Below are 21,528 nucleotides of genomic sequence, written 5' to 3' on the forward strand. Positions count from 1 at the left end.
TCAGCGTACGACTGCGGCCGCGGACGGGTCCGGGTCCGGGTCCGGGTGCGGCAGGAGGGCCACCACGTCGATCTCCACGAGGATGTCCATCAGGTCGGACCCGACGGTGGTGCGCACCGGGCAGGGCTCCTCGAAGAACTCGCGGTAGGCCGCGTCGTACGCCGAGAAGTCCCGCTTGAGGTGTTGCAGGTGCGCGGTGACCTTCACGACGTCCCGCATGGACAGCCCCGGCTCGGCGAGGACCGCGGCGACGTTGCGCAGCACCTGCGCGGTCTGCGGTCCGACACCCTCCGGTACGGCACCGGTGACCGGGTCCTGGGGGCCGAAGCCCGCCGTGAACAGGAACCCGCCCGCCACCACACCCTGGGAGTAGGCGCCCGCGGGACGGGGAGCCCCGGGCGTGCGTACGGCTCGCTCATCCGGTCAGGTCTCCGTCCCGCTCGTTGACCCCGGCGTAGTGGTGGAGCTTGTCCTCGTCCACGCTGACGCCCAGGCCGGGTCCCGACGGCACCCGCAGCCGGCCGTTCTCCAGGTGCAGCGGCTCGATGATGTCGTCCGCGTGCAGGTAGTACATGCTGTCGATGGCCCGGGAGAGGACGGGCGTGCTGGACACCACGGCCAGGTGTGCCGCCGTGGCGATGCCGAGTTCGCCGCCGCTGTGCAGGTTCATGCCCAGGCCGAAGGTCTCGCAGTGCGCGGCGAGCGCCTTGGTCGCGGCGATGCCGCCCCACTTGTAGACGTCGCCGTGGATGACGTCGACCGCGTTCAGGCGCATGGCGGGCGCGAAGTCCTCGAAGCGGACGACGCACATGTTGGTGCACAGCGGGATGCGTACCTTCGCCTTCACCTGGCTCATGCCCTCGATGCCGACGCAGGGGTCCTCCAAGTACTCCAGGTCGAGTTCCTCCAGGGCGATCCCGGCGCGGACCGAGTCGGGGACGGACCAGGCCGCGTTCGGATCGACGCGCAGGTTCACGTCGGGCAGCGCCTCGCGGACGGCGCGCAGGATGGCGACATCGCCCTCGGAGTCCCTGGTGCCCTTGAGCTTGACGGCCTCGAATCCGCCCTCGGCGACGACGCGTACGGCGTGCTCCGCCATGGCCTTGGGCAGGTCGGCGGCCGTGGCGCCGGGCGCGTCGGCGCGGGTGATCAGCGCGGTGAGGGGCACCTCGTCGCGGACGGCGCCGCCCAGCAGGTCGGTGACGGACTGGCCGGTGGCCTTGCCCATCGCGTCCCAGCAGGCGACGTCGACGGCGGCGATCGCCGCGTAGCCGAGGTAGCCGTAGAAGAACGGCACCATGTGCTGCTTGCGGTGGAAGCTCTCCAGCGCGAACGGGCTGACGCCCATCAGGTCGGGGATCATCTGCCGGACGATCGCGGCGACGGGTGCGCCCCACATCGTCTCGCCCCAGCCCTCGACGCCTTCGTCGGTGCGGACGCGGACGACGGTGCGGGTCTCGCCGGTCTTGGTCTCGAAGGAACTCGTGAAGGGATTGACGAGTGGGAGGTTGACGACCCACACGTCGACGTCGGTGATCTTCATTTCTACTCCTCGCATCATCGGGCTGACCGGCTCGCGGTGTCGAAGGCACGGATCGCGCGGGCCAGTCCTCGGGCCCGGTCGTCCAGGAGCCGGCCGCCCCGGTCGGCGTCGGCGCCGGAGGCGTCGTCCGTGGAGCCGTCGACCCGCTCCCATTCGCCGTGGCGTTCGACGGTCAGGCCGGGGTGGGGCGGGTTGTCGAACAGGGGTGGTGGATCGACGGGGGCGCGGGCGGGCACGGGGGTGCGCACCAGGCCCGGGTGGGCCGCCAGCATGAGGGACGTCTCGAACCATCCGGCGTGCCCCGGGGTGACCTCGGGCCGTCCGGCCGTGTCGTCGCCCGCGGTGACGGTCCAGTACGAGCAGGCGGCGACGGTCACCTCGGCGCGCAGCGCGAACCGCTTCACGGCGAGCCGCATGATCTCGTCGTTGCCGCCGTGGCCGTTGACGACCATGACGCGGCGGTACCCGCTGGTCACGAGTGAGTCCAGGACGTCGTCCAGGACGGCGCCGAGGGTGGCCGCGGAGAGCGAGACGGCCGCCGCGAACAGATGGTGCGGGCTGTGCCCGAAGGGCAGGGCCGGCAGGCGTACGACCTCGGGCGCGGCGCTCTCCCCGCCGGGCAGGTCCAGGAGGTCGAGGGCGCGGTCCACGACCGCCTCGGCCAGCAGGGTGTCGGTGCCCATCGGCAGGTGCGCGGCGTGCTGCTCCTGCGAACCGATGGGCAGCAGGGCGATGCCGTCCTCGCCGGCCCGGCGTACCTCCCGCCAGGTGAGTTCGGTCAGTCTCGATTGGCTCACGGTGCTACCTCTCCGAAACGGGGCCGTGGCAGAGTCGGCGCATGGTCCACAAAAGTTCTCCGTTGCGACTGGTCCCCGACGCCGCGGAGCGACCGGCCTCCCCTCCCGCGGCCCGGCGGCTGGGGGCCGTCGAGCTGGTGCCGGGGCGGGTCAGGGCGGCCGTGCTGTCCATGGCGGGCCGGGTGCTGGACCGCACCGAGTCGTCGTACGACGCGGCCACGGCGACCCCCGCGGACATCGACAGGGCGCTGGCCGCGGCGGCCGGGTGCTTCGCCGCCCACGAGCTCCAGGGGATCGGGGTGGCCGCCGCGGGGCTCGTGGACCCCCTCACGGGGCTGATCCTCGAGGTGAACGACGTGCCCGCGCTGCACGGCTATCCGGTGACGGAGCGGCTCGGCGCGCTCACCGGGGCCGGGGTGCGGGTGGAGCACCGGGCGCGGCTCCAGGTGCTCGGCGACCGCTGGTTCGGCGCGGGTCGCGGACGGCGTACGTTCGCCTCGGTCTCGACCGGCGAGGTGCTCGGGGTGGGTGTGCTCTACGACGGCGAGGTGATGGCCCCGCCCGGCGGACGCAGCGGCGCGGACATGACCGTGTCGGCCAGTGGTGAGCGCTGTACGTGCGGGAACCGGGGCTGCTGGAAGACCCTGGCCACGACCGGCTGGCTGCGGGCCCGGGCGCGCGCGGCCGGGCTCGGGGACGCGGTGTCGCTGGACGCGCTGGTGAACGGCGGGGACGCGCTCGCCGGGCGGGTGGTCGAGGAGTACGCGCACAACCTGGCCCTGGGGCTGGTGAACGTGCAGCAGCTCTTCGCGCCCGGCCTGTTCATCCTGCACGGTGAGGCCCGTGAGGGTGGTGAGCGCTTCCGCACCGTCGTGGAGGAGCGGCTGCAAAACGCGGTCGCCTTCGTGGGCGCCGAGCAGCCGCGGGTGCTGGTCGGTACGGGCGCCGTCGACGACGTGGCGCTGCTGGGCGGGGCGGGACTCGTACTGTCCCACCTGTAGGGAGTGAGGGGTCATCGGCTGTCCGCGCCCGCCGCCGAGGAGGCCCGCTCGGCGGCGCGACGGCCGCGGCGCGGGTCGAGGACCGGCACGGCGTCGAGGAGCTGCCGGGTGTAGGGGTGCTGCGGGCTGTGCAGTACGGCCGCCGCCTCGCCCACCTCCACCAGGCTGCCCCGGCTCATCACCGCGACCCGGTCGGCCACCTGCGCCACGACGGCCAGGTTGTGCGAGACGAACACGTAGGTGAGACCCAGCCGTCGCTGCAGCTCCGCCAGCAGATCGAGGACGGTCGCCTGTACGGACACGTCCAGGGCGCTGGTGGGCTCGTCGAGCACCAGCAGCCGGGGGCGGAGTGCCAGGGCCCGTGCGATCGAGACGCGCTGGCGCTGGCCGCCGGAGAACTCGTGCGGGTAGCGGTCCTGGATGCCGGCGTCCAGGCCCACGGCCTCCAGGAGTTCCCCGACCCGCTCCCTGGTGCGGGCGCGTGCGCGCCGTCCGCGTGCCTCGGGGTCGTGGGTGACCAGGGGTTCGGCGACGATGTCGGTGATGCGCATGCGGGGGTTCATGCTCGAGTAGGGGTCCTGGAGGACGACCTGCATCTGCCGTCGTACGCCGCGCAGTTGGGAGGCGGAGAGGGCGGCGAGGTCCTGGCCGTCGAAGCGCACGTTTCCGGCGGTGGGTTCGAGGAGTCCGAGGAGCAGCCGGGTGAGGGTGGTCTTGCCGCAGCCGGACTCGCCGACCAGGGCGAGGGTCTCGCCCTCGTGGACTTCGAGTGACACGTCGTCGACTGCGACCGTCGTGTGCCGGCTGCCGAACTCCCTGCGCAGGCCGTTCAGTTCCAGGAGGACCTTCCCGGCCGGGGGCGCGGGCGCGGTGGCTTCGGTGGCTTCGGTGGTCATGCCGCCTCCAATCGCGGGGTGGCCGCCAGCAGCTCGCGGGTGTAGTCGTCGGCCGGCCGGTCGAAGACGTCGAGGACGTCGCCGGTCTCGACGACCTTGCCCTTGTTCATGACCACGACGCGGTCGGCGGTCTCCGCGACGACCGCGAGGTCGTGGGTGATGAGCACGACGGCCATGTCGTGTTTGTGCTGGAGGGTGACGAGGAGGTCGAGGATCTGGCGCTGCACGGTGACGTCCAGGGCGGTGGTCGGCTCGTCGGCGATGAGTACGCGGGGCCTCGCCACCAGTGCCGTCGCGATCATCACGCGCTGGCGCAGGCCTCCGGAGAGTTCGTGCGGGTACTGGCGGTAGCGCAGGGCGGGGTCGGGGATGCCGACCTCGTCGAGCGCCGCCAGCGCGGCCTCCCCGGCCTCGGCGCGGGACATGCCGGTGTGGTGCCTGAGCACCTCGGCGACCTGGGCGCCGACGCGTTGGAGCGGGTCGAGGCAGGTCATCGGGTCCTGGAAGACCATGGCGATGTCGCGTCCGCGGACCTTGCCGAGTTCCTTCTCGGAGAGTTTCAGCAGGTCCCGTCCGTCGAAGCGGATCTCGCCGCTCGGGTAGAAGCACGGCGGGCTCGGGTTGAGCCGCAGGACGGAGAGCGCGGTGGCGCTCTTGCCGCTGCCGGACTCCCCCACGACGGCGAGGGTTTCGCCTGCGCCCACGTGCAGGGAGACGTCCTGGACGGCGTGGACGACGGACGTCTCCAGCCGGAAGTCGACGCTGAGGCCGTTGATCTCCAGCAGCGGCTGCTGGTCCGCCGGTCGCGGGGACGGGTCGGTTGCGGTTCGGTCGATGGTCATCGGCGGTAGGCCTTCGGGTCCGCGACGTCCCGCAGGGCGTCGCCGGTGATGTTGATGGCGAGGGAGGTCAGCATCAGCGCGATGCCGGGGAAGACGGCGACCCACCAGGAGGTGCCCAGGTAGAGCTGGCCGTCGGAGAGCATGGCGCCCCAGGTGACGGTCTCCTTGGGCACGCCCAGGCCGAGATAGCTCAGGGAGGCCTCGGCGACGATGGCGGCGGCGACGTGCAGGGTGCCGATGGTGGCCAGCGGCGCCATCACGTTGGGCAGCAGGTGGCGGCGCATGATGGTGACGTCGGTGACGCCGATCGCGCGGGCCTCGGTGATGAAGTCGCGGGTGCGCAGCGACATCACCTCGGAGCGCACGACGCGGGCGTAGGAGACCCAGCCGGTGAAGCCGAGGACCAGGATCACCATCCACAGGCCCGAGCCGAGGAAGCCGACGATGGCGAGGGCCAGCAGCAGCGAGGGGAAGGCGAGTTGCACGTCGGCGAGGCGCATGAGGGTGCGGTCGATCCAGCGGCCGAAGTAGCCGGCGGACAGTCCCACGACGGTGCCGACGACACCGGCGAGCAGGGCGGCGCCGGCGCCGACGAGCAGGGAGACCCGGGCGCCGTAGACGACGCGTGAGAGCAGGTCGCGGCCGAGCTGGTCGGTGCCCAGGAGGTGGGCGCCGCTGCCGCCGTCCTGCCAGGCGGGGGGCCGCAGCCGCAGCAGGAGGTTCTGGGTGTTGGGGTCGTAGGGGGCGATCAGGGGCGCGAACAGGGCGGCGACGAGCAGCAGTACGAGTACGGCGAGGGCCACCGCGGCCAGTTTGTTGCGCAGCAGGGCCCGCAGGACGACGGCCCGGGGGCCGATGCCGCCCGACGGTGTCTTCGCCGTGGCCCGGTCGGGCGCGGCGGGGGTCGTGACGGTCATCGTGACGTCCTCACCCTCGGGTCGAGGAAGCTGTAGGAGAGGTCGACGAGCAGGTTCACCACGACGAAGGTGGCGGCGAAGAACAGGACGGTGGCCTGGACGAGGGGGAAGTCGCGGTTGGAGATCGCCTCGATCGTCAACTGTCCGACCCCGGGCCAGGAGAAGACCCGTTCGGTGAGGATGGCCCCGCCGAGCAGGTTGCCCACTTCGAGGCCGACGACGGTCACCACCGGCAGCGAGGCGTTGCGCAGCCCGTGCCGCAGGACCACTTTGAGCGGCCCGAATCCCTTGGCGCGGGCGCTGCGGATGTGGTCCGAGGAGAGCACGTCGATCAGTGAGGAGCGCAGCAGTCGGGCGACGACGGCGACGGAGTACACGGCGAGGGTGATGGCGGGCAGGATCAGGTTGGCGAACGTGCCGTATCCGGAGGCGGGCAGGGCCCGCAGCCAGACGGCGAAGACCAGGATGAGCAGGATGCCGACCCAGAACGGCGGGGTGGACTGGCCGAGCAGGACGCCGGTCATCACGGTGTTGTCGGTGCCCCGGCCGCGTCGCATGGCGGCGAAGATGCCCGCCGGGACGGCGATGACGAGGGTCACCACCAGTGCGGCGGCGGCCAGTTCGAGCGTGGCGGGCAGCCGGTCGGCGAGGATCTCGCTCACGGGCTGGCCGTAGACGAGGGAGTCGCCGAAGTCGAGGTGGAGCAGTCCCCAGAGATAGTCGAGGTACTGGGAGATCAGGGACTGGTCCAGGCCCAGGGAATGGCGCAGCACCTGCTCCTGTTCGGCCGTGGCGTCCGGCGGCAGCAGGATCTTCACGGGGTCGCCGGACAGACGTACGAGGAAGAAGGCGACGGTCGCCGTGCACAGCAGCACGAGCAGGGCGGTGGCCAGGCGCCTGACCACCTCGCGCAGCAGGCCGGTCCGGTCGGCGCGGCGGGGCGTGGTGGCCGCCGGGGTGGGTGGTTTGTCGAGGGTCGGGGCGCTCATCGGGACACCTCCGCGCTCTCCATGTCGAGGACGCCCGCGGCTCCCGGTGTCCAGTGGGGCCGGTCGTTGCGGGCGTAGATGTTGTCGATCTGGTAGAGGAAGACGAAGGGGGCTTCCTCGCGCATCAGGCGTTGCAGGTCGGAGAAGGCCCGGATGCGTTCGGCGGGGTCCTCGGACAGTTCCTCGGTGTCGATGAGCCGGTCGGCCTCCTTGGAGTGCCAGCGGCTCTGGCGGCGGTCGCTGCGCACGTTGGACTGGACGATGCTGGCGCCGTCCAGCGTCCAGACGGTGCTGGCCGCGAGGTAGATCGGGCCGAGCGCTCCCCGGTTGTCGGAGGTGAGCCGTCCGGAGTAGGTGCCGGGGTCGAGCAGGTTGACGCGGGCGTCCACGCCGGCCCGGGACAGCAGTCCGGACAGCGCCTCGGCGACGTTGGCGTCGATGTTGGAGGCGGTGATGGTGGTGGAGAAACCGTGCGGGTGACCGGCCTCGGCGAGGAGTTTGCGCGCGGTGTCGACCGAGCGGGTGAAGGGCTTGACGGTGGGGTCGAAGCCGAAGGAGCCGCGCGGGACGAGTGCGGGGGTCTCGGTGGCCTTGCCGCCGAGTACGGCCTTGATCAGCAGGGGTACGTCGATCGCGTGGTTGAGGGCCTGACGCACGCGACGGTCCTGGAGCGGGCCGCTTTCCAGGGTGTTCAGGGACAGGTAGGCGGTGCGGATGCCCGTGTAGCCGTCGAGCGTGATGCCGCCGTAGCCCTCGAGTTGCTGGGCCGCGTCCGGGGTGAGCCCGGCGACCAGGTCGACGCCGCCGCTCTGGAGGGAGGCCAGCGAGGACGAGGCGTTGGGGGCGGGACTGAAGACGAGGCCGTCGACGGACGGGCGGCCGTTCCAGTGGTCGTCGTAGGCGTTCATGCGCAGTTCGTGGTCGCGCTGCCAGCTCACGTAGGTGAAGGGGCCGGTGCCGACGGGGTGGTCGGCGAACTCGGCGTCACCCACCTCGGCCAGGTGGCGGGGCGGTACCACCACGCCGCCGAACAGGGAGAGCTTGGCGGGCAGGATCGGGTCGTGCACCGTGGTGTGGATGTCCACGGTGAGCCGGTCGACGACGGTGACGCCCTTGACGAAGCGCAGTTCGACGATGGGCGACTTGGTCGCGGGGTCGAGCAGTCGCTCGATGCTGAAGGCCACGGCCCGCGCGTCGCACACCTCACCGTTGTGGAAGGTCACGCCGGGTCGGAGGACGAAGCGCCAGGTGCGCGCGTCGGTCGCCTTCCAGGAGAGGGCGAGCCTGGGGTGCAGCTTGTTGTCCCGGCCGCGGGTGGTGAGCGTGTCGAACATGTTGATCAGGACGTTCATCGACACCATGTCGCCCTGCTTCTGCGGGTCCAGCGTCTTGGGATCGCCCGGCTGGGAGACCCGCAGGACGTTGCCGGCCCGGTCCGCGCCGGCCGTCGTGCCGCACGCGCTCAGGAGCGCCGGGGCGCTGAGGGCTCCGAGCAGCAGACCACCGGTCCGCAGGACGTGGCGTCGACTGGGACCGCTGCGGTCCACCGTGCACCCCTGACGAATTCGTTCCATTGAACAACACCTCCGTTCCGTCAAATGGAATGCGGTTGGGTTAAGCTAAGCGACATGGTGAAAGCGGTCAACACCCGGTCGGTCGACCAGGAACTCGTGAAGGGCCCCGTCGACAAGGCGATGGAGGTGCTCGAAGCGCTCGTCCGGCCCGGCGGTCCCCACCGGTTGGGGGAGATCGCGCGCCGCACAGGACTGACCAAGCCCACCGTCCACCGGCATCTGCGGACGATGGCGGAGTACGGTTTCGCCGAGCCCGCCGAGGGCGGCAGCTACCGTCCGGGACCGCGTCTGCTGGGCCTGGCCGCCGCGGCGCTGAACGACAGCCCCGTCCTGGAACTCACCGGGCCCGCCCTCGCCGACCTGCGCGGGCGCACCGGTCACGTCGCGTTCTACGCGGTGCGTCACGCCTGTGACGCCGTGTACCTGGAGCAGTCGGAGCCGGCCCGTGAGTACCGGATGAGCACGCGGCCGGGTCACCGGACGCCGCTGTACGCCTGCGGCGTGGGGCTCGCCATGCTCTCGGCCCTGCCCCCCGAGGAGGCCGCGGCCGTCCTGGACGCACCGGACCTGGAGGCCCGCACCCCGCACACGCTCACCGACCCGGCCGCGCTTCGGGCGGTGCTCGCACAGGCGGCGCTGTGCGGCTACGCCGTGGACGACGAGTACGACGAGCCGGACGTACGGTCGGTGGCGGCCCCCGTCCTGGACGCGGAGGGCGTGGTCGTGGGCGCGATCGGCGTCTCCGGACTGACCTTCACCCTGGACCCCGAGAGCGTGGAGGTGTTCGGGCCGATGGTGCGGGCCGCCGCGCGCACGGTGTCCGCCGGTCTCGGCGCGCGCACCCCCGTGCTCGGCGTGGTGAACACGGCCGACGCGGGTGAGCGGTCATGAGCGCCCTGGCCGAACTGCTCGCCGAGGGACGCGAACAGCGGGTCTACTCGGGCGCCGCCTGGTCCGTGGGGAACGCGCAGGGGCCGCTGGACCGGGGCTGGACCGGCACACGGAGCTGGGAAGGACGGCCGCTGGACGGCGATGACGTGTGGGACCTCGCCTCGGTGACGAAGCCGGTCGCCGGACTCGCGGTCATGGCGCTCGTCGAACGCGGCACGCTGGGGCTGGACGCCACCGTGGGCACGTATCTTCCGGACTACCGAGGCGGCGACAAGGCGGACCTGACGATACGCCAGCTCTTGACGCACACCTCGGGAATTCCGGGACAGGTGCCGCTCTACCGGGATCGTCCCACCCGTGCGTCGCTGCTGGAGGCGGTACGCCTGCTGCCCCTGACCGCGAAGCCGGGCACCCGCGTCCAGTACTCCTCGCAGGGGTTCATCGTCCTGGGCCTGATCGCCGAGGCGGCGGCCGGACAGCCACTGGACACGCTGGTGGAGCGGCTGGTGTGCGCGCCGCTCGGGATGCGGGACACCGTCTTTCGCCCGGACGCCGGGCGGCGGGCACGAGCGGTGGCCACCGAGGACTGCCCCTGGCGCGGCCGACCGGTCGTGGGTGAGGTGCACGACGAGAACGCGGTCGTGCTCGGTGGCGTCGGCGGCCACGCGGGCCTGTTCTCCACGCTGGCGGACATGGAACGGCTCGGCGCCGCCCTCGCCGGTGGCGGCCGGGGCCTGCTGCGCCCCGACACCTTCGCCCTGATGACGGCCGCCCACACGGACGGTCTGGCGCTGCGGCGCGCTCTGGCCTGGCAGGGCCGCGATCCGGTCGGCTCCCCCGCCGGGGAGGTGTTCGGCCCCCACTCGTACGGCCACACGGGCTTCACCGGCACCAGCCTGTGGGTCGACCCGGCCACGCAGCGCTACGCGGTGCTGCTCACCAACCGGGTGCACCCGACGAGGACGGGCGACGGGATCGTCGCCGTGCGCCGCGCCTTCCACGACGCGGCCGCCCGGACACCCTCGTTGGCCTCCGGCGGCCGTCCCATTATGGAATGACCCGATGAACTCTCCCGCACCGGGCGCCGAACGCCCCGAACGCGCCCGCCCCACCGCCCAGAGCCTCACCGGTGTCGGCCTCGCCGTCCTCGACGGCGCCGGCCGGGTCCTGCTCGGGCTCGGTCACGACGGACGCTGGGAGCTTCCCGGCGGCAAGGTCGACGCGGGTGAGGACTTCGAGACGGCCGCCGCCCGTGAGCTGGCGGAGGAGACGGGGCTGGTGGCGGCCCCCGCGGAGGTGCGGGTGCTGGCGGTGCTCGTCGACGGCGTGGGCGCGCTGACCCGGGTGACGGCAGCGGCCGTCACCGAGCGGGCGCAGGGTGCCCCCCGGGTCACCGAGCCCGACAAGATCGAGCGCTGGGAGTGGTTCGCCCGCGAGGCGGTACCGTCCGCCCTCTTCCCGCCGTCCGCCTCGGTGCTGGACTGCCTGTGGCCCGAGGCGGAGCGGCGGGGCGCCGAAGGGGTACGGCACTACGCGGTGGCCGGGACCGTCGTGAACGGCAGCACCAGCCGGGACGGGTGCGCGGCGTCACGGTAGATCTTGTGCGTGACGGGGCGGCCCACCGGCAGGTGGAAGGCGTCCGGCGGCAGCAGCGCGTTGCGCTCGTCGGCGAAGGGGCGCGACTGCATCGGCGGGTAGGGGCCGATGTCCAGTTTCTTCGGGCCCTTCAGCGGCGCCCCTGGTCGATCTGGAGCCAGACCGGGATGTCGATGTTCGGCGCGAGCGTGACCGGGTTGCGCTCCTCGTACCAGTCGCCGTCGACCTCGTTCATCACGATGTCGAACCAGGCCTCGTGGTTCTTCGGGTAGTTGAGCACATGGACCAGGTTGGGCCAGGCGGCCACGTCGGGGTCCCGGAGCCGTTCGGCGACCTTCTTCTTGATCTCCTCGGCCGAGAAGGCCTCCAGCATGCGGGACTTGACGCCGCCGTGGTAGGTGGTCTCGTAGAAGTCGAAGCAGCCACCGCTGACGAAGATCGCCTTGAGGCTCGGCGGCGGCCAGTACCTGCATCGAGCCGAAGTACGAGATGCCGATCATGCCGACGTTGCCGTCGCGCCACGGCTGGGCCGCGACCCACTCGATGAAGTCGTACGCGTCCTGACCGAGCGGGACGCCACCGGCGTTGTAGTTGCCGATGTGCTCACGCTCGGAGGCGCTGGAGCCGCGCAGGTCGCCGATGACGTGGACGTAGTCCTCCTGGACGACGCGTGCGATGTCGCCGGCCTCGATGCAGCCGTCCCGCATCGGGCTGAGCCGGCGCTGCGGCGGCGTGGTCAGGGCGAGGACCTGGAGCTCCTTGCCGTACGGGCTGAGTGCCACCAGCGCGGGACGCGGCTTGTCGCCGACGCCGCTGTAGGTGTCGGCGGCCAGCGTGACGCCGTCGCGCATCGGCACGCGGAGATCCTTGCGGACGGCGATCTGCTGCCCGCCCGCCCGGATCGTCTGGGACCCGGTCATGGAAGTGCTGCTCCTGTACTACGAGTTCTGGTCGTGCTGCTTGCGGTAGCCGTGCAGGGACGTGAAGAGCGGCGACGGCTCGAGGGCGGGGTTGCCGCGTCCTGGCTGCTGACCTCCGGGTTCGTCCTGATGGCGATCGACTGCCTGCTGTGCAGCCGGCTGGACGTCACCGACCCGAGCCTCGGCGCCTTCGTGGCGCCCGCCCTGCTCATCGGCGTCGGCTTCGCCCTGACGGTCAGCTCCGTGACGGCCGTGGGGCTGAACAGCGTGCCCCAGCAACTGGCGGGCATGGCCAGCGCCACCACCAACATGCTGCGCGACCTCGGCTTCGCCCTCGGGCCCGTCGCCGTGAACGGCCTGCCGCCCGGCGCCCCCGGATCGGCGGCGCACGGACTGGCCCTGGACGCCCTGGGCAGCGGCTTCGGCACCGCGTTCCTGGTGTGCGCGGTGGCGGCCGCCGTCGTCGGCCGCAACCACCTCCCGAGCAGGGCCTCACACGCGGCAGGGCACCGGTCACGACGGCCGGTGCCCTCCGCTCACCTCTCCTCATGCCGGCCGAAGCCGTCCGCGCCTGCTGCGCGCCATCCATTGACATGAACGCATCCCGGCGCAACGCTGAGAGCGCTCTCATCATCGGTACGGACCAATTCCCCCACACCCGCACGGAGGTGGAGAGTGCTCTCCGGACTCAGACACCGTCTGTTCGCCGTGGCCGCGGCGGCAGGCCTCACCGGCGCCCTGCTCACGTTCGGCGCCGCACCGCCCGCGGACGCCGCGGTGCCCGACACCATCCCCCTGAAGATCACCAACAACTCCGCCCGCGGCGACGCCGTGTACATCTACAACCTGGGCACCTCGCTGACGACCGGTCAGCAGGGCTGGGCCGACTCGAACGGCACCTTCCACGCCTGGCCCGCCGGGGGCAATCCCCCCACCCCCGCCCCGGACGCGTCCATCCCCGGACCGGCCGCGGGACAGACCAAGACGATCCGGATCCCCAAGCTGTCCGGACGCGTCTACTTCTCCTACGGCCAGAAGCTCGACTTCCGGCTGACCACCGGCGGCCTGGTCCAACCCGCCGTCCAGAACCCGAGCGACCCCAACCGCAACATCCTGTTCAACTGGTCCGAGTACACACTCAACAACGACGGACTGTGGCTGAACAGCACCCAGGTCGACATGTTCTCCGCGCCGTACACGGTCGGCGTGCAGCGCGCCGACGGCAGCGTGACCAGCGCCGGGCAGCTCAAGGCCGGTGGCTACAACGGGGTGTTCAACGCGCTGCGGGCACAGCCCGGCTGGGGCGGACTGATCCAGACCCGCCCCGACGGCACCGTCCTGCGGGCGCTCGCGCCCCTGTACGGAGTGGAGACCGGGGCACTGCCCGCGTCGGTCATGGACGACTACATCAACCGGGTCTGGCAGAAGTACACGACGGCCACACTCACCGTCACGCCCTTCGGGAACCAGCCGGACACCAAGTACTTCGGGCGGGTCTCGGGCAACGTCATGAACTTCACCAACACCTCCGGCGCGGTCGTCACGAGCTTCCAGAAGCCCGACGCGTCCAGCGTCTTCGGCTGCCACAAGCTCCTGGACGCGCCCAACGACCAGGTACGCGGACCGATCTCCCGCACGCTGTGCGCCGGCTTCAACCGCTCGACGCTGCTGAGCAATCCCAACCAGCCCGATCCGTCCGCGGCCAACTTCTACCAGGACTCCGTGACCAACCACTACGCCCGGATCATCCACTCCCGGATGGCCGACGGAAAGGCGTACGCCTTCGCCTTCGACGACGTCGGCAACCACGAGTCGCTGGTGCACGACGGCAACCCGGCCGAGGCCCGGCTCACCCTCGCGCCCTTCGACTGACCCGGCCCTGATACGGGTCTGCCCCCGTCCTCCGCCGGTGCGGGGGTCGGGGGCGGACGCGCGGTGCGGGCGGGCAAAGGCTCTCGGCGGAAGGGGTGGGTGGAGGTGGCGGCCGGCTGGGAGTGGGACGACACGTTGTTCTCGGGTACGGCCGCCCACTACCGGCGCGGGAGACTTCCGTACGCTCCCGGGCTGGCGGACGTGCTCGGCGGGGTGCTGGATCTCGACGGGCGGGGCCGGCTGATCGACCTGGGGTGCGGGCCGGGGACGATTGCCCTGGGTCTGGTCGGTCTGTTCGGCGAGGTCGTCGGTGTGGACCCGGACGCCGGAATGATCGACGCGGCGGCGCGCGAGGCCGAGGAGCGGGGAGTGACCGGCAAGGTACGGTGGATACGGGCCCGTGCCGAGGAACTGCCCGCGGGACTCGGGAGTTTCACCGTCGCGACCCTCGCCCAGTCCTTCCACTGGATGGACCGCGAGTCGGTGGCTGCGACCGTCAGGGGCCTGCTCCGGCCGGGCGGCGCCCTGGTGCACATCTCGGACGTGAAGACGCCCACGCGGACCGTCGCCGGGCTGCCGTACCCGGCGACTCCCTACGCGGCGATCGAGGAATTGGTCAGGCGCTGTCTCGGACCGGTCCGCCGGGCCGGCCAGGGTGTGCTCCCGCGAGGGACGCCGGGCGGTGAGGCGGCGGTGCTGTCCGCGGCGGGGTTCGCCGGCCCGTATCGCCATGTCGTGCCCGGCGGGCAGCCGTTGGAGCGCACGACGGACGACGTCGTCGCGGGGGTGTTCTCGATGTCGTTCTCGGCCCCGCACCTGTTCGGCGCCCGTCTCGGCGCCTTCGAGAAGGACCTGCGCGACCTGTTGCGCGAGGCGTCGCCCTCGGGCCGGTTCTCCGAACGGCAGCCGGGTACCGAGGTGTTCGTCTGGCCGCGCGGGCCGGAATGACCACCCTCGCCACTTCCCCCACCGGTGGAGCGGCAGTGGACTCGTGACATACACCCCCGGCAGTCACGGCGTCAGCACGATCCTGCCGAACACCTCGCCGTCGTCCATCTTCCGGTGCGCCGACGCGGCCTCTTCCAGGGGCAGTACCTCGTGGACCACCGAACGCAGCTCGCCCCGGCTCGCGGCGGCGAACTGCTCGGCCCTGACGGCGTTCCGGTCGGGCACCGGGACGGTGGCGGCGCTGAAGGTGGCGAAGGACATCGACTTCTGGAACGCCGCCATCATGTGCGTGCCGAAGTCCGCCGGCGGTTGGCCCCCGACCGCGCCGACGACGACCATGCGGCCGTTCGGCTCGAGCCGGGGGAAGAAGGAGGGCAGGTGCGGGCCCGCGACGACGTCCACGATCACGTCGTAACCCGCGGGTGCTTCCGGGTCCCCCTCCCCGGAACGGTCCAGGACATGGGTCGCGCCGAGTCCGCGCAGGCGCTCCCCCCGCTCGGCCGACGACGTCGTCACCGCCACCGCACCGGCACCGCCACGGGCCGCGAGCTGGACCGTCATGATCCCGACGCTTCCGGCGGCGCCCCGCACCAGCACCGCCTCGCCGGGCGTGAAGTGGGCGTGGGAGAGGCCGAAGTGCGCCACCACTCCGGAACTGCCGAGCGTCACCGCGTCGACGGCGGAGAGACCGGAGGGGAGGGGCAGGAGTTCGTCGCCGGGGGCGATCGCCTGCTCCGCGTAGCCGCCGCCCACGCCGGTGGGGGCCCATACGCGCCGACCGACCCAGGAGGCATCGACGCCGTCGCCGACCTCGGTCACGGTGCCCACCACCTCGCCGCCGGGGACGTGGCCTGCTGTGAAGCCGTAGGAGGCGAGAGCACCGCTCCGGATGACGGCGTCGGCACCGCTCACGCCGATCGCCTCGGTGGTGATCAGCACTTGTCCGCCGGCGGGGGCGGGGTCGGGGAGGTCGACGACCACCAGGCCCTCGGGTCCTCCGAACGCCTGGATCTCCACTGCCTTCATTGCCGCTCCCTTGCTCACTGAGGGTTCACCGGGGCCGTGTCTTTCGGACGCTAACGGATGCCCCCGTCCACTTCGCCGAAGTGAGAGTGGTGAGCGAACAATTGCCTCACTCGCCGCGCGCCGACGCGCGGTGTTGCCGCCGGTGCTGCCGCCCGTGCCGCGATGGGCGCCCGCGTGACCCGACTGGGCCAGTCGGGCCGCGGCGAGCGTTTCTCGATGGGCGGCCATTCGTTAGGGCGGACATGATCAAGAAGCTCGCCTGTGTCTCCGTCCTGGCCACCGCTCTGCTGGCGGCCGCTCCCGTCGCCGAGGCCGCCCCCGTGCCCGGTCCGTCCGCCGGGGTTCCCGGCGGTCCGCTCCTGGACGGTCTCCTCGGATCGCTCGAGGTGGGTCACCCCGCCACCTCGCCGCAGTCCCTGCTTCCCGAGGGCATCCTCGGCAGGTGACGGGCCGCGTGCGGAAGGGGAGCGAATGCGCGCAATCGCCCCCTCCGCCTCGGATGACCGGTTCACGGTCGTGCTCCACCGGGCGCTCCCGCCGGCGCCAGACCGCGGCAGGTTTCCCGTAACCGCCGTCCGTCAGCCTCCAGGGAGTCAATCGAATCCAGGAGGCTGCAGTGAAGCACGCGAGCAAGAGCGGCGCCGGTGTGGTGGTGGCCGCGCTCAGTGGTCTGGCCCTGGCGATGAGCTCCACCACCGCGCACGCCGCGACCGGCCCGGACGTCATCGCCCATCGCGGCTCCTCGGGCATGGCTCCCGAGAACACCGCCGCCGCCATCGACCTCGCCGCCGGCCAACGCGCCGACTACGTGGAAATCGACGTCCAACGCACCAAGGACGGCAAGCTCGTCAACTTCCACGACTGCACCATGGAACGCACCACCGACATCGAGGACATCTACCCCGACCGTCCCAGCTACCGCGTCTCCGACTTCACCTGGGCCGAGCTCCGCCACCTCGACGCCGGCTCCTGGTTCCACCCCCGCTACGCCGGCGAACCCCTCCTCACCCTCGACAACGTCATCCACCACATCGACCACACCCGCACCGGACTCCTCGCCGAGATCAGCCCCTGCGGCCAATACGGCACCACCGTCGCCACCGATCTCGCCGACCACCTCAAGAACAAGCCCCGCTACCTCCGCAAAGCCCTCGCCCGTCACCAGCTCGCCGTCCAGTCCTTCCAGACGGACGACGCCCGCACCTTCCACACCCGACTGCCCGACGTCCCGATCGGCATCCTCGACGCCGAGCGCCCCACCGACACCGAACTCGAACAACTCGCCCCATGGGCCGACCAGATCAATCCCCAGCACACCGTCACCGACCAGGCCCTCGTCGACCGCGTCCACGAACTCGGTATGGACATCAACGTCTGGACCGTCGACGAACCCGGCGCCATCCGCGCCATGACGGGCCTCGGCGTCGACGGCGTCATCACGGACTACCCACAGGCCCTCACCCAGCGTCAGCAGGGCACCGGGAAGCCGGCTCTTTGACACGCACGGCCGTCGGGCGTTGACTGTCGGTACGGCGCAGAGCCATGCCGCTCCGGGGAACCCGGTGACCCAAGCAGCCCAGGAAAGCGGCACACGATGATGTACGACCAGTCGCGCGCACAGCAGCCGTCGGATCAGCCCCCGCGCCGCCCCGAGCACCGTTCCGCGGCACCGGACGCGCTGCTGCCGTCGGCGGAGCGGGACGCGGTCCTGGACCGTCTGCGCAAGGCGATCAACACCTTCGCCGACACTCCGCGCGAGGCCCTGGAGGAGGCGGAGGCCGCCTTCGACGACGCCGCGGCCCACCTCGCGCACGCCCTCGCGGAACGGCGTCGTGCCCTGCACGAGAGCTGGCAGGACCAGGACACCGACGCGCGTTCCGAGGAACTGCGGATCGCGCTGCGGCAGTACCGCGAGATCACGCAGCGGCTGCTGCGCACGTAGCGGCCGCCCCCCGACGGTCAGCCGCCCCCCGACGGTCAGACGAACTGCCGTACCACCAGCACCACGGCTCCCGCGACCGCGAGTGCCGCGGCCACCGTGCGGGTCCGTCGTACGTCCAGCCGCCGGGTCAGTGGCCGGGCGAGCAGTACCCCGGCCGCGGCGGCGGGCGCGAGCAGCGCGGCGCCGCGCAGTGCGTACGGGGCGACCGCGCCGGCCGCCGTCAGCGCGGCGAGACTCATCAGGGAACCGGCGAGGAAGAACGCGCTCATCGTGGCGCGCAGTTCCGGGCCGCTGAGCCGCTGCCACACCATCGCCATGGGCGGGCCGCCGATGGACGTGGCCGTGCCCATCAGTCCCGAGGCCATCCCGGCCAGGACGACCGAGGAGCGCCGCCGGCGCGGTACGTAACCGGCCGCGCTCACCGTGACGCCGGTGAGGACCACCGCCGCGATGAGCAGCGCGAGGTAGCGGGCGGGAAGGGCGACCACGAGCAGGGCACCGGCCAGCACTCCGGGCAGCCGGCCGGTGAGGGCCCAGCCGCAGCCGCGCAGGTCCGCCCGGCCGCGTTCGCGCACCAGCACCGTCGCGGTCACCCCGGTGGCGAGCAGCAGGACCGCCGTGGGGGCGAGGGCCGGGTCCACGAGTGAGAAGACCAGTGCGCCGATCATGCCGAGGCCGAAGCCGACGGAGACCTGGAGCAGCGCGCCGACGCCCACCGTGACCGAGAGCAGCACGAACTCCGGGCCGGTCAGCCCCACGAGGACTCCGTCCGCAGGGGGAAGTGGCACAGGGCCGTGTGGGACCGGGCCCCGTCGGCCGTCTCGCGCACGGCGAGCGGAGGTGCCTGGGTCGCGCACAGGTCCTGGGCATGCGGGCACCGGGTGCGGAAGCGGCAGCCGGAGGGGATGTCGAAGGGCGAGGGGATCTCCCCCTGGAGCTGGATCTCCTCGCGGCGGGAGTCGCCGCCGGGTTTGAGGACGGGGGCGGCCGACATCAGGGCGGCCGTGTAGGGGTGCTGGGGGCTTTCGAAGACGTCGTCGGTGTCTCCGTGTTCGACGACTTTCCCCAGGTACATCACCGTCACGCGGTCGGAGATGTAGCGCACCACGGACAGGTCGTGGGAGATGAAGACGTAGGTGACGCCGAGGCGGGTGCGCAGGTCGGAGAGTACGTTCAGGACCTGGGCCTGCACCGAGAGGTCGAGGGCGGAGACGGGCTCGTCGCAGACGATGAGATCGGGGTCCAGGGCCAGCGCGCGGGCGATGCCGATGCGCTGGCGCTGCCCGCCGGAGAACTCGCCCGGGTAGCGGCGGCCGTCGCTCTCCCGCAGCCCGACCAGGTTCAGCAGTTCGCGGATCCGCCGGTCGCGTGCCTTGGCGTCCGGTACGACGTCCCGGTGGGTGCGCCAGGGTTCGCCGATCAGGTCGGCGGCCGACATGCGCGCGTTGAGCGAGGCGAAGGGGTCCTGGAAGACCATCTGCACCCGTCGCCGCCAGGCCAGCAGTTCCTTGCCGCGCAGGGCGAAGGGGTCGGTCCCGTCGAACCGTACGGTGCCCGCGTCCGGACGCTCGAGACCGAGCAGCACCCGGGCCAGGGTGGACTTGCCGCAGCCCGACTCGCCGACGAGTCCGAGGGTCTGGCCGCGGCCGACCCGCACGTCCACCCCGTCCAGGGCGGTCAGCCGGCGCCGGCCGCTGCCGAAGGTCTTGGTGACCCCTCGTACCTCCAGCAGCGGGGGGTCGTCCTGCGGACCGTCCGCTCGGGGCCCGGGGGTGGCGGTGGTGGCGCGGGAGTCAGACACGGTCGAGCTCCTCGGAGAAGTGGCAGGCGGCCGAGCGGCCGTCGCCCGACGTACGCAGGGACGGCCGTTCCCGCACGCAGCGCTCGCGGGCCAGCGGGCAGCGGGCCTGGAAGACGCAGCCGGCGGGCACCGCGCTCAGCTCGGGCGGGCTGCCGGGGACGGCGGGCAGCGGGCGTCCGCGCACGCTGTCCTCCGGCACCGAGTCGAGCAGTCCCCTGGTGTAGGGGTGGCGGGGCGCGGCGAAGACGTCGTGCACCGGGCCGTTCTCGACGACGGTGCCGGCGTACATCACGACCACGTCGTCGGCGCGCTGGGCGACCACGGCCAGGTCGTGGGTGATCAGGACGACGGCCATGTCCCGTTCGTCCTGGAGGTCCCGCAGCAGCCGCATGATCTGCGCCTGGACGGTCACGTCGAGGGCGGTGGTGGGTTCGTCGGCGATGAGCACGTCGGGCGCGAGTGCGACGGCCATCGCGATGAGCAGCCGCTGCCGCATGCCACCGGAGAACTGGTGGGGGTAGGACCGGGCCCGCTCCCTCGGCTCGGGGATGCCCACCCGCGTCATCAGCTCGATCGCCTTCTCGCGGGCCTGGCGCCGGGAGAGTCCGTGGTGGATGCGGAAGGGTTCGCCGATCTGCCTGCCCACCGGCTGCACCGGGTTGAGGGCGGTCAGCGCGTCCTGGAAGACGATCGACAGCACCGGTCCCGCCAGTTTGCGGCGTTGGGCCGGGCTCATGCGCAGGGTGTCGTCGCCCCTGACCCGGACGGCGCCGCCGGTCACCGCCGCCGCGGGGTCCAGCAGTCCGACGACGGACAGCGCGGTCATCGACTTGCCGCAGCCGGACTCGCCCAGCAGGGCCAGGGTGCGGCCGCGGTGGACGCTGAAGCTGACGCCGTCGACGGCCCGCAGGGTCCCCGACGGCGTGCTCAGGTCGACGCGCAGGTCCTCGACGTCGAGGGCCGGGGTGTCGGTGCCGGAGGCGGCGGCGCTGGTGGTGGTCGTCACGGGGTCATCTCCGGGGGTACGGGGGCCTGGGCGGGCCGGCGCTTCCTGGGCAGCGTCAGGCGCCAGCGCTGGGCCGGGTCGGTGGCGATGCGGGCCCAGGCGGCGAGCACCGTCGCGGACACGGTCGTGAGCACGATGGCGAGTCCGGGCAGCACGGTGATCCACCACGCGGTCTGGAGGTACTGCCGTCCCTGGGCGACCATGAGGCCCCAGCTCACGTCCGGGGGCTGGATTCCGATGCCCAGGAAGCTGAGCGAGGACTCGGTGAGCATCACGAAGCAGAAGTCGAGGGTGGCGACGGTCAGCAGTGTCGGCAGGGCGATGGGCAGGATGTGCCGGTAGATGATCATGCGGCTGGGGGTGCCGAAGGTCCGGGCCGCGTCGACGAACAGCCGGCTGCGCAGTTCCGCCGCCTCCGCCCGGGCGGTGCGCAGGTACACGGGGATGCGGGTCACGGCCAGGATCAGTACGAGGTTCAGCGCGCTCGGCGAGAAGACGTACAGCACGACCACCGCGATCAGCAGCGAGGGGAAGCTGAGGATGACGTCGGCGACGCGCATGGCGACGCTTTCGCGGCGTCCGCCGTGGTAGCCCGCCCACAGTCCGAGGGCGGAGCCGATCGCCAGGGAGCACAGCACGGCCGGAACGGCCACGGACAGGGTCGTCGCCGCCGCCTCGATCAGCCGGGCCACCATGCTGCGTCCCAGGACGTCGGTGCCGAGCAGCCCGTACACCCCGTCGTCGAGGGACGGTGGGCGCAGGGAGGCGTCGAGGTCCTGGCGTTGTGCGCGGTCGCCGATGAACAACTGGCCGAAGAGGGCGACGAGTGCGACCACGGTGAGGATGACGGCTCCGGTGGCCGCTGCCCGGTCCCGGCCCAGCATCCGCCACCGGCTCGGCTGCCGGTCGCGGGCGGCGGTGGACCCCTCCGTGTCGGTCTCTGCTCGGGTCATGGTGCTTCCTTCGC

At 72.1% G+C, this 21,528-nt stretch carries 23 protein-coding genes and 2 pseudogenes; 10 read left to right on the top strand and 15 right to left on the bottom strand.

The features are described 5' to 3' along the window. The 3 genes and pseudogenes from KUM40_RS28460 to KUM40_RS28470 all read right to left on the bottom strand — a co-directional run. A pseudogene (locus KUM40_RS28460) lies at positions 1-414 on the bottom strand (RidA family protein); the annotation flags it as partial. 1 nt (position 415) lies between these two features. Further along, on the bottom strand, positions 416-1,543 hold the full coding sequence (locus tag KUM40_RS28465) for a mandelate racemase/muconate lactonizing enzyme family protein (protein WP_217169053.1): 1,128 nt from the start codon (positions 1,541-1,543) through the stop codon (positions 416-418). A gap of 14 nt (positions 1,544-1,557) precedes the next feature. Then, positions 1,558-2,340 carry a creatininase family protein gene (locus tag KUM40_RS28470; protein WP_217169054.1) on the bottom strand — a complete coding sequence of 261 codons (783 nt, stop codon included), beginning with the start codon at positions 2,338-2,340 and terminating at the stop codon, positions 1,558-1,560. A gap of 41 nt (positions 2,341-2,381) precedes the next feature. On the opposite strand from KUM40_RS28470, the gene KUM40_RS28475 reads away from it, so the two are divergent. Further along, on the top strand, positions 2,382-3,341 hold the full coding sequence (locus KUM40_RS28475; protein ID WP_217169055.1) for an ROK family protein: 960 nt from the start codon (positions 2,382-2,384) through the stop codon (positions 3,339-3,341). Positions 3,342-3,352: 11 nt separating this feature from the next. Here KUM40_RS28475 and KUM40_RS28480 read toward each other — a convergent pair whose 3' ends face one another. From KUM40_RS28480 to KUM40_RS28500, 5 genes are read right to left on the bottom strand one after another with little or no spacing between them, the layout of a single operon-like run. After that, positions 3,353-4,237: an ATP-binding cassette domain-containing protein gene (locus KUM40_RS28480; protein ID WP_217169056.1), complete on the bottom strand. Its 885-nt coding sequence runs from the start codon at positions 4,235-4,237 to the stop codon at positions 3,353-3,355. After that, positions 4,234-5,079: an ABC transporter ATP-binding protein gene (locus KUM40_RS28485; protein WP_217169057.1), complete on the bottom strand. Its 846-nt coding sequence runs from the start codon at positions 5,077-5,079 to the stop codon at positions 4,234-4,236. The genes KUM40_RS28480 and KUM40_RS28485 overlap by 4 nt, the downstream gene beginning before the upstream one ends. After that, positions 5,076-5,996 carry an ABC transporter permease gene (locus KUM40_RS28490; protein ID WP_217169058.1) on the bottom strand — a complete coding sequence of 307 codons (921 nt, stop codon included), beginning with the start codon at positions 5,994-5,996 and terminating at the stop codon, positions 5,076-5,078. Before KUM40_RS28490 ends, KUM40_RS28485 begins: the two co-directional genes overlap by 4 nt. Beyond that, entirely contained in the window at positions 5,993-6,985 is a 993-nt protein-coding gene (locus KUM40_RS28495; protein ID WP_217169059.1) for an ABC transporter permease, read from the bottom strand. Before KUM40_RS28495 ends, KUM40_RS28490 begins: the two co-directional genes overlap by 4 nt. Then, the gene (locus tag KUM40_RS28500) at positions 6,982-8,559 is read right to left on the bottom strand and encodes an ABC transporter substrate-binding protein (protein ID WP_217169060.1); all 1,578 of its coding nucleotides are present in this window, start codon (positions 8,557-8,559) and stop codon (positions 6,982-6,984) included. The genes KUM40_RS28495 and KUM40_RS28500 overlap by 4 nt, the downstream gene beginning before the upstream one ends. A 54-nt stretch (positions 8,560-8,613) precedes the next feature. On the opposite strand from KUM40_RS28500, the gene KUM40_RS28505 reads away from it, so the two are divergent. The 3 genes from KUM40_RS28505 to KUM40_RS28515 are packed head-to-tail and all read left to right on the top strand — an operon-like array spanning position 8,614 to position 11,046. After that, entirely contained in the window at positions 8,614-9,450 is an 837-nt protein-coding gene (locus KUM40_RS28505) for an IclR family transcriptional regulator (protein ID WP_217169061.1), read from the top strand. Then, the gene (locus KUM40_RS28510; protein ID WP_217169062.1) at positions 9,447-10,508 is read left to right on the top strand and encodes a serine hydrolase; all 1,062 of its coding nucleotides are present in this window, start codon (positions 9,447-9,449) and stop codon (positions 10,506-10,508) included. Before KUM40_RS28505 ends, KUM40_RS28510 begins: the two co-directional genes overlap by 4 nt. A 4-nt stretch (positions 10,509-10,512) precedes the next feature. Then, positions 10,513-11,046, top strand: a complete 534-nt coding sequence (locus KUM40_RS28515; protein ID WP_217169063.1) for an NUDIX hydrolase — start codon at positions 10,513-10,515, stop codon at positions 11,044-11,046. A gap of 130 nt (positions 11,047-11,176) precedes the next feature. Here KUM40_RS28515 and KUM40_RS41720 read toward each other — a convergent pair whose 3' ends face one another. Together KUM40_RS41720 and KUM40_RS42730 are read right to left on the bottom strand one after the other, a co-directional pair. Further along, complete coding sequence (locus tag KUM40_RS41720; protein WP_254395994.1) at positions 11,177-11,419, bottom strand: hypothetical protein; 243 nt, start codon at positions 11,417-11,419, stop codon at positions 11,177-11,179. 70 nt (positions 11,420-11,489) lie between these two features. Next, positions 11,490-11,966, bottom strand: a pseudogene (locus tag KUM40_RS42730) (CocE/NonD family hydrolase); the annotation flags it as partial. A gap of 33 nt (positions 11,967-11,999) precedes the next feature. On the opposite strand from KUM40_RS42730, the gene KUM40_RS28525 reads away from it, so the two are divergent. The 3 genes from KUM40_RS28525 to KUM40_RS28535 all read left to right on the top strand — a co-directional run bounded on the left by KUM40_RS28525 (position 12,000) and on the right by KUM40_RS28535 (position 14,786). After that, positions 12,000-12,563, top strand: coding sequence for a hypothetical protein (locus tag KUM40_RS28525; protein WP_254395768.1), 564 nt, complete (start codon positions 12,000-12,002; stop codon positions 12,561-12,563). Between the two features lie 78 nt (positions 12,564-12,641). Beyond that, a complete protein-coding gene (locus KUM40_RS28530; protein WP_217169064.1) occupies positions 12,642-13,838 on the top strand; it encodes a glycoside hydrolase family 64 protein in 1,197 nt (398 codons plus the stop codon). 105 nt (positions 13,839-13,943) lie between these two features. Continuing rightward, on the top strand, positions 13,944-14,786 hold the full coding sequence (locus KUM40_RS28535) for a class I SAM-dependent methyltransferase (RefSeq protein ID WP_217169793.1): 843 nt from the start codon (positions 13,944-13,946) through the stop codon (positions 14,784-14,786). Positions 14,787-14,849: 63 nt separating this feature from the next. Here KUM40_RS28535 and KUM40_RS28540 read toward each other — a convergent pair whose 3' ends face one another. Next, entirely contained in the window at positions 14,850-15,812 is a 963-nt protein-coding gene (locus KUM40_RS28540; RefSeq protein ID WP_217169065.1) for a zinc-dependent alcohol dehydrogenase family protein, read from the bottom strand. A gap of 242 nt (positions 15,813-16,054) precedes the next feature. Here KUM40_RS28540 and KUM40_RS28545 point away from each other — a divergent pair, with 242 nt between their 5' ends. From KUM40_RS28545 to KUM40_RS28555, 3 genes are all read left to right on the top strand, one after another. Continuing rightward, complete coding sequence (locus tag KUM40_RS28545; protein WP_217169066.1) at positions 16,055-16,258, top strand: hypothetical protein; 204 nt, start codon at positions 16,055-16,057, stop codon at positions 16,256-16,258. A gap of 170 nt (positions 16,259-16,428) precedes the next feature. Continuing rightward, positions 16,429-17,310 (top strand): glycerophosphodiester phosphodiesterase family protein, encoded by an 882-nt coding sequence (locus KUM40_RS28550; protein WP_217169067.1) that lies wholly within the window; start codon positions 16,429-16,431, stop codon positions 17,308-17,310. Positions 17,311-17,409: 99 nt separating this feature from the next. After that, positions 17,410-17,754: a hypothetical protein gene (locus KUM40_RS28555; protein WP_217169794.1), complete on the top strand. Its 345-nt coding sequence runs from the start codon at positions 17,410-17,412 to the stop codon at positions 17,752-17,754. 35 nt (positions 17,755-17,789) lie between these two features. On the opposite strand, the gene KUM40_RS28560 is transcribed toward KUM40_RS28555, so the two are convergent. Genes KUM40_RS28560 through KUM40_RS28575 form a run of 4 tightly spaced genes read right to left on the bottom strand, consistent with a single transcriptional unit; the run spans position 17,790 to position 21,514 of the window. Beyond that, the gene (locus KUM40_RS28560; protein WP_308401261.1) at positions 17,790-18,512 is read right to left on the bottom strand and encodes a sulfite exporter TauE/SafE family protein; all 723 of its coding nucleotides are present in this window, start codon (positions 18,510-18,512) and stop codon (positions 17,790-17,792) included. Continuing rightward, positions 18,503-19,555 carry an ABC transporter ATP-binding protein gene (locus KUM40_RS28565; RefSeq protein WP_217169068.1) on the bottom strand — a complete coding sequence of 351 codons (1,053 nt, stop codon included), beginning with the start codon at positions 19,553-19,555 and terminating at the stop codon, positions 18,503-18,505. The genes KUM40_RS28560 and KUM40_RS28565 overlap by 10 nt, the downstream gene beginning before the upstream one ends. Next, entirely contained in the window at positions 19,548-20,561 is a 1,014-nt protein-coding gene (locus KUM40_RS28570) for an ABC transporter ATP-binding protein (protein WP_217169069.1), read from the bottom strand. Before KUM40_RS28570 ends, KUM40_RS28565 begins: the two co-directional genes overlap by 8 nt. Further along, the gene (locus tag KUM40_RS28575) at positions 20,558-21,514 is read right to left on the bottom strand and encodes an ABC transporter permease (protein WP_217169070.1); all 957 of its coding nucleotides are present in this window, start codon (positions 21,512-21,514) and stop codon (positions 20,558-20,560) included. The genes KUM40_RS28570 and KUM40_RS28575 overlap by 4 nt, the downstream gene beginning before the upstream one ends. Positions 21,515-21,528: the final 14 nt, after the last annotated feature.

It is taken from the genome of Streptomyces sp. AC512_CC834, from assembly GCF_019049325.1.
In the GTDB taxonomy this organism is placed as follows: domain Bacteria; phylum Actinomycetota; class Actinomycetes; order Streptomycetales; family Streptomycetaceae; genus Streptomyces.

Coding starts and splice junctions, on each gene's coding strand:
- KUM40_RS28485 (WP_217169057.1), bottom strand. CDS start 5,079: ATGACCATCGACCGAACCGCAACCGACCCGTCCCCGCGACCGGCGGAC.
- KUM40_RS28545 (WP_217169066.1), top strand. CDS start 16,055: ATGATCAAGAAGCTCGCCTGTGTCTCCGTCCTGGCCACCGCTCTGCTG.
- KUM40_RS28505 (WP_217169061.1), top strand. CDS start 8,614: ATGGTGAAAGCGGTCAACACCCGGTCGGTCGACCAGGAACTCGTGAAG.
- KUM40_RS41720 (WP_254395994.1), bottom strand. CDS start 11,419: ATGCTGGAGGCCTTCTCGGCCGAGGAGATCAAGAAGAAGGTCGCCGAA.
- KUM40_RS28490 (WP_217169058.1), bottom strand. CDS start 5,996: ATGACCGTCACGACCCCCGCCGCGCCCGACCGGGCCACGGCGAAGACA.
- KUM40_RS28575 (WP_217169070.1), bottom strand. CDS start 21,514: ATGACCCGAGCAGAGACCGACACGGAGGGGTCCACCGCCGCCCGCGAC.
- KUM40_RS28475 (WP_217169055.1), top strand. CDS start 2,382: ATGGTCCACAAAAGTTCTCCGTTGCGACTGGTCCCCGACGCCGCGGAG.
- KUM40_RS28540 (WP_217169065.1), bottom strand. CDS start 15,812: ATGAAGGCAGTGGAGATCCAGGCGTTCGGAGGACCCGAGGGCCTGGTG.
- KUM40_RS28500 (WP_217169060.1), bottom strand. CDS start 8,559: ATGGAACGAATTCGTCAGGGGTGCACGGTGGACCGCAGCGGTCCCAGT.
- KUM40_RS28480 (WP_217169056.1), bottom strand. CDS start 4,237: ATGACCACCGAAGCCACCGAAGCCACCGCGCCCGCGCCCCCGGCCGGG.
- KUM40_RS28510 (WP_217169062.1), top strand. CDS start 9,447: ATGAGCGCCCTGGCCGAACTGCTCGCCGAGGGACGCGAACAGCGGGTC.
- KUM40_RS28515 (WP_217169063.1), top strand. CDS start 10,513: ATGAACTCTCCCGCACCGGGCGCCGAACGCCCCGAACGCGCCCGCCCC.
- KUM40_RS28465 (WP_217169053.1), bottom strand. CDS start 1,543: ATGAAGATCACCGACGTCGACGTGTGGGTCGTCAACCTCCCACTCGTC.
- KUM40_RS28495 (WP_217169059.1), bottom strand. CDS start 6,985: ATGAGCGCCCCGACCCTCGACAAACCACCCACCCCGGCGGCCACCACG.
- KUM40_RS28555 (WP_217169794.1), top strand. CDS start 17,410: ATGTACGACCAGTCGCGCGCACAGCAGCCGTCGGATCAGCCCCCGCGC.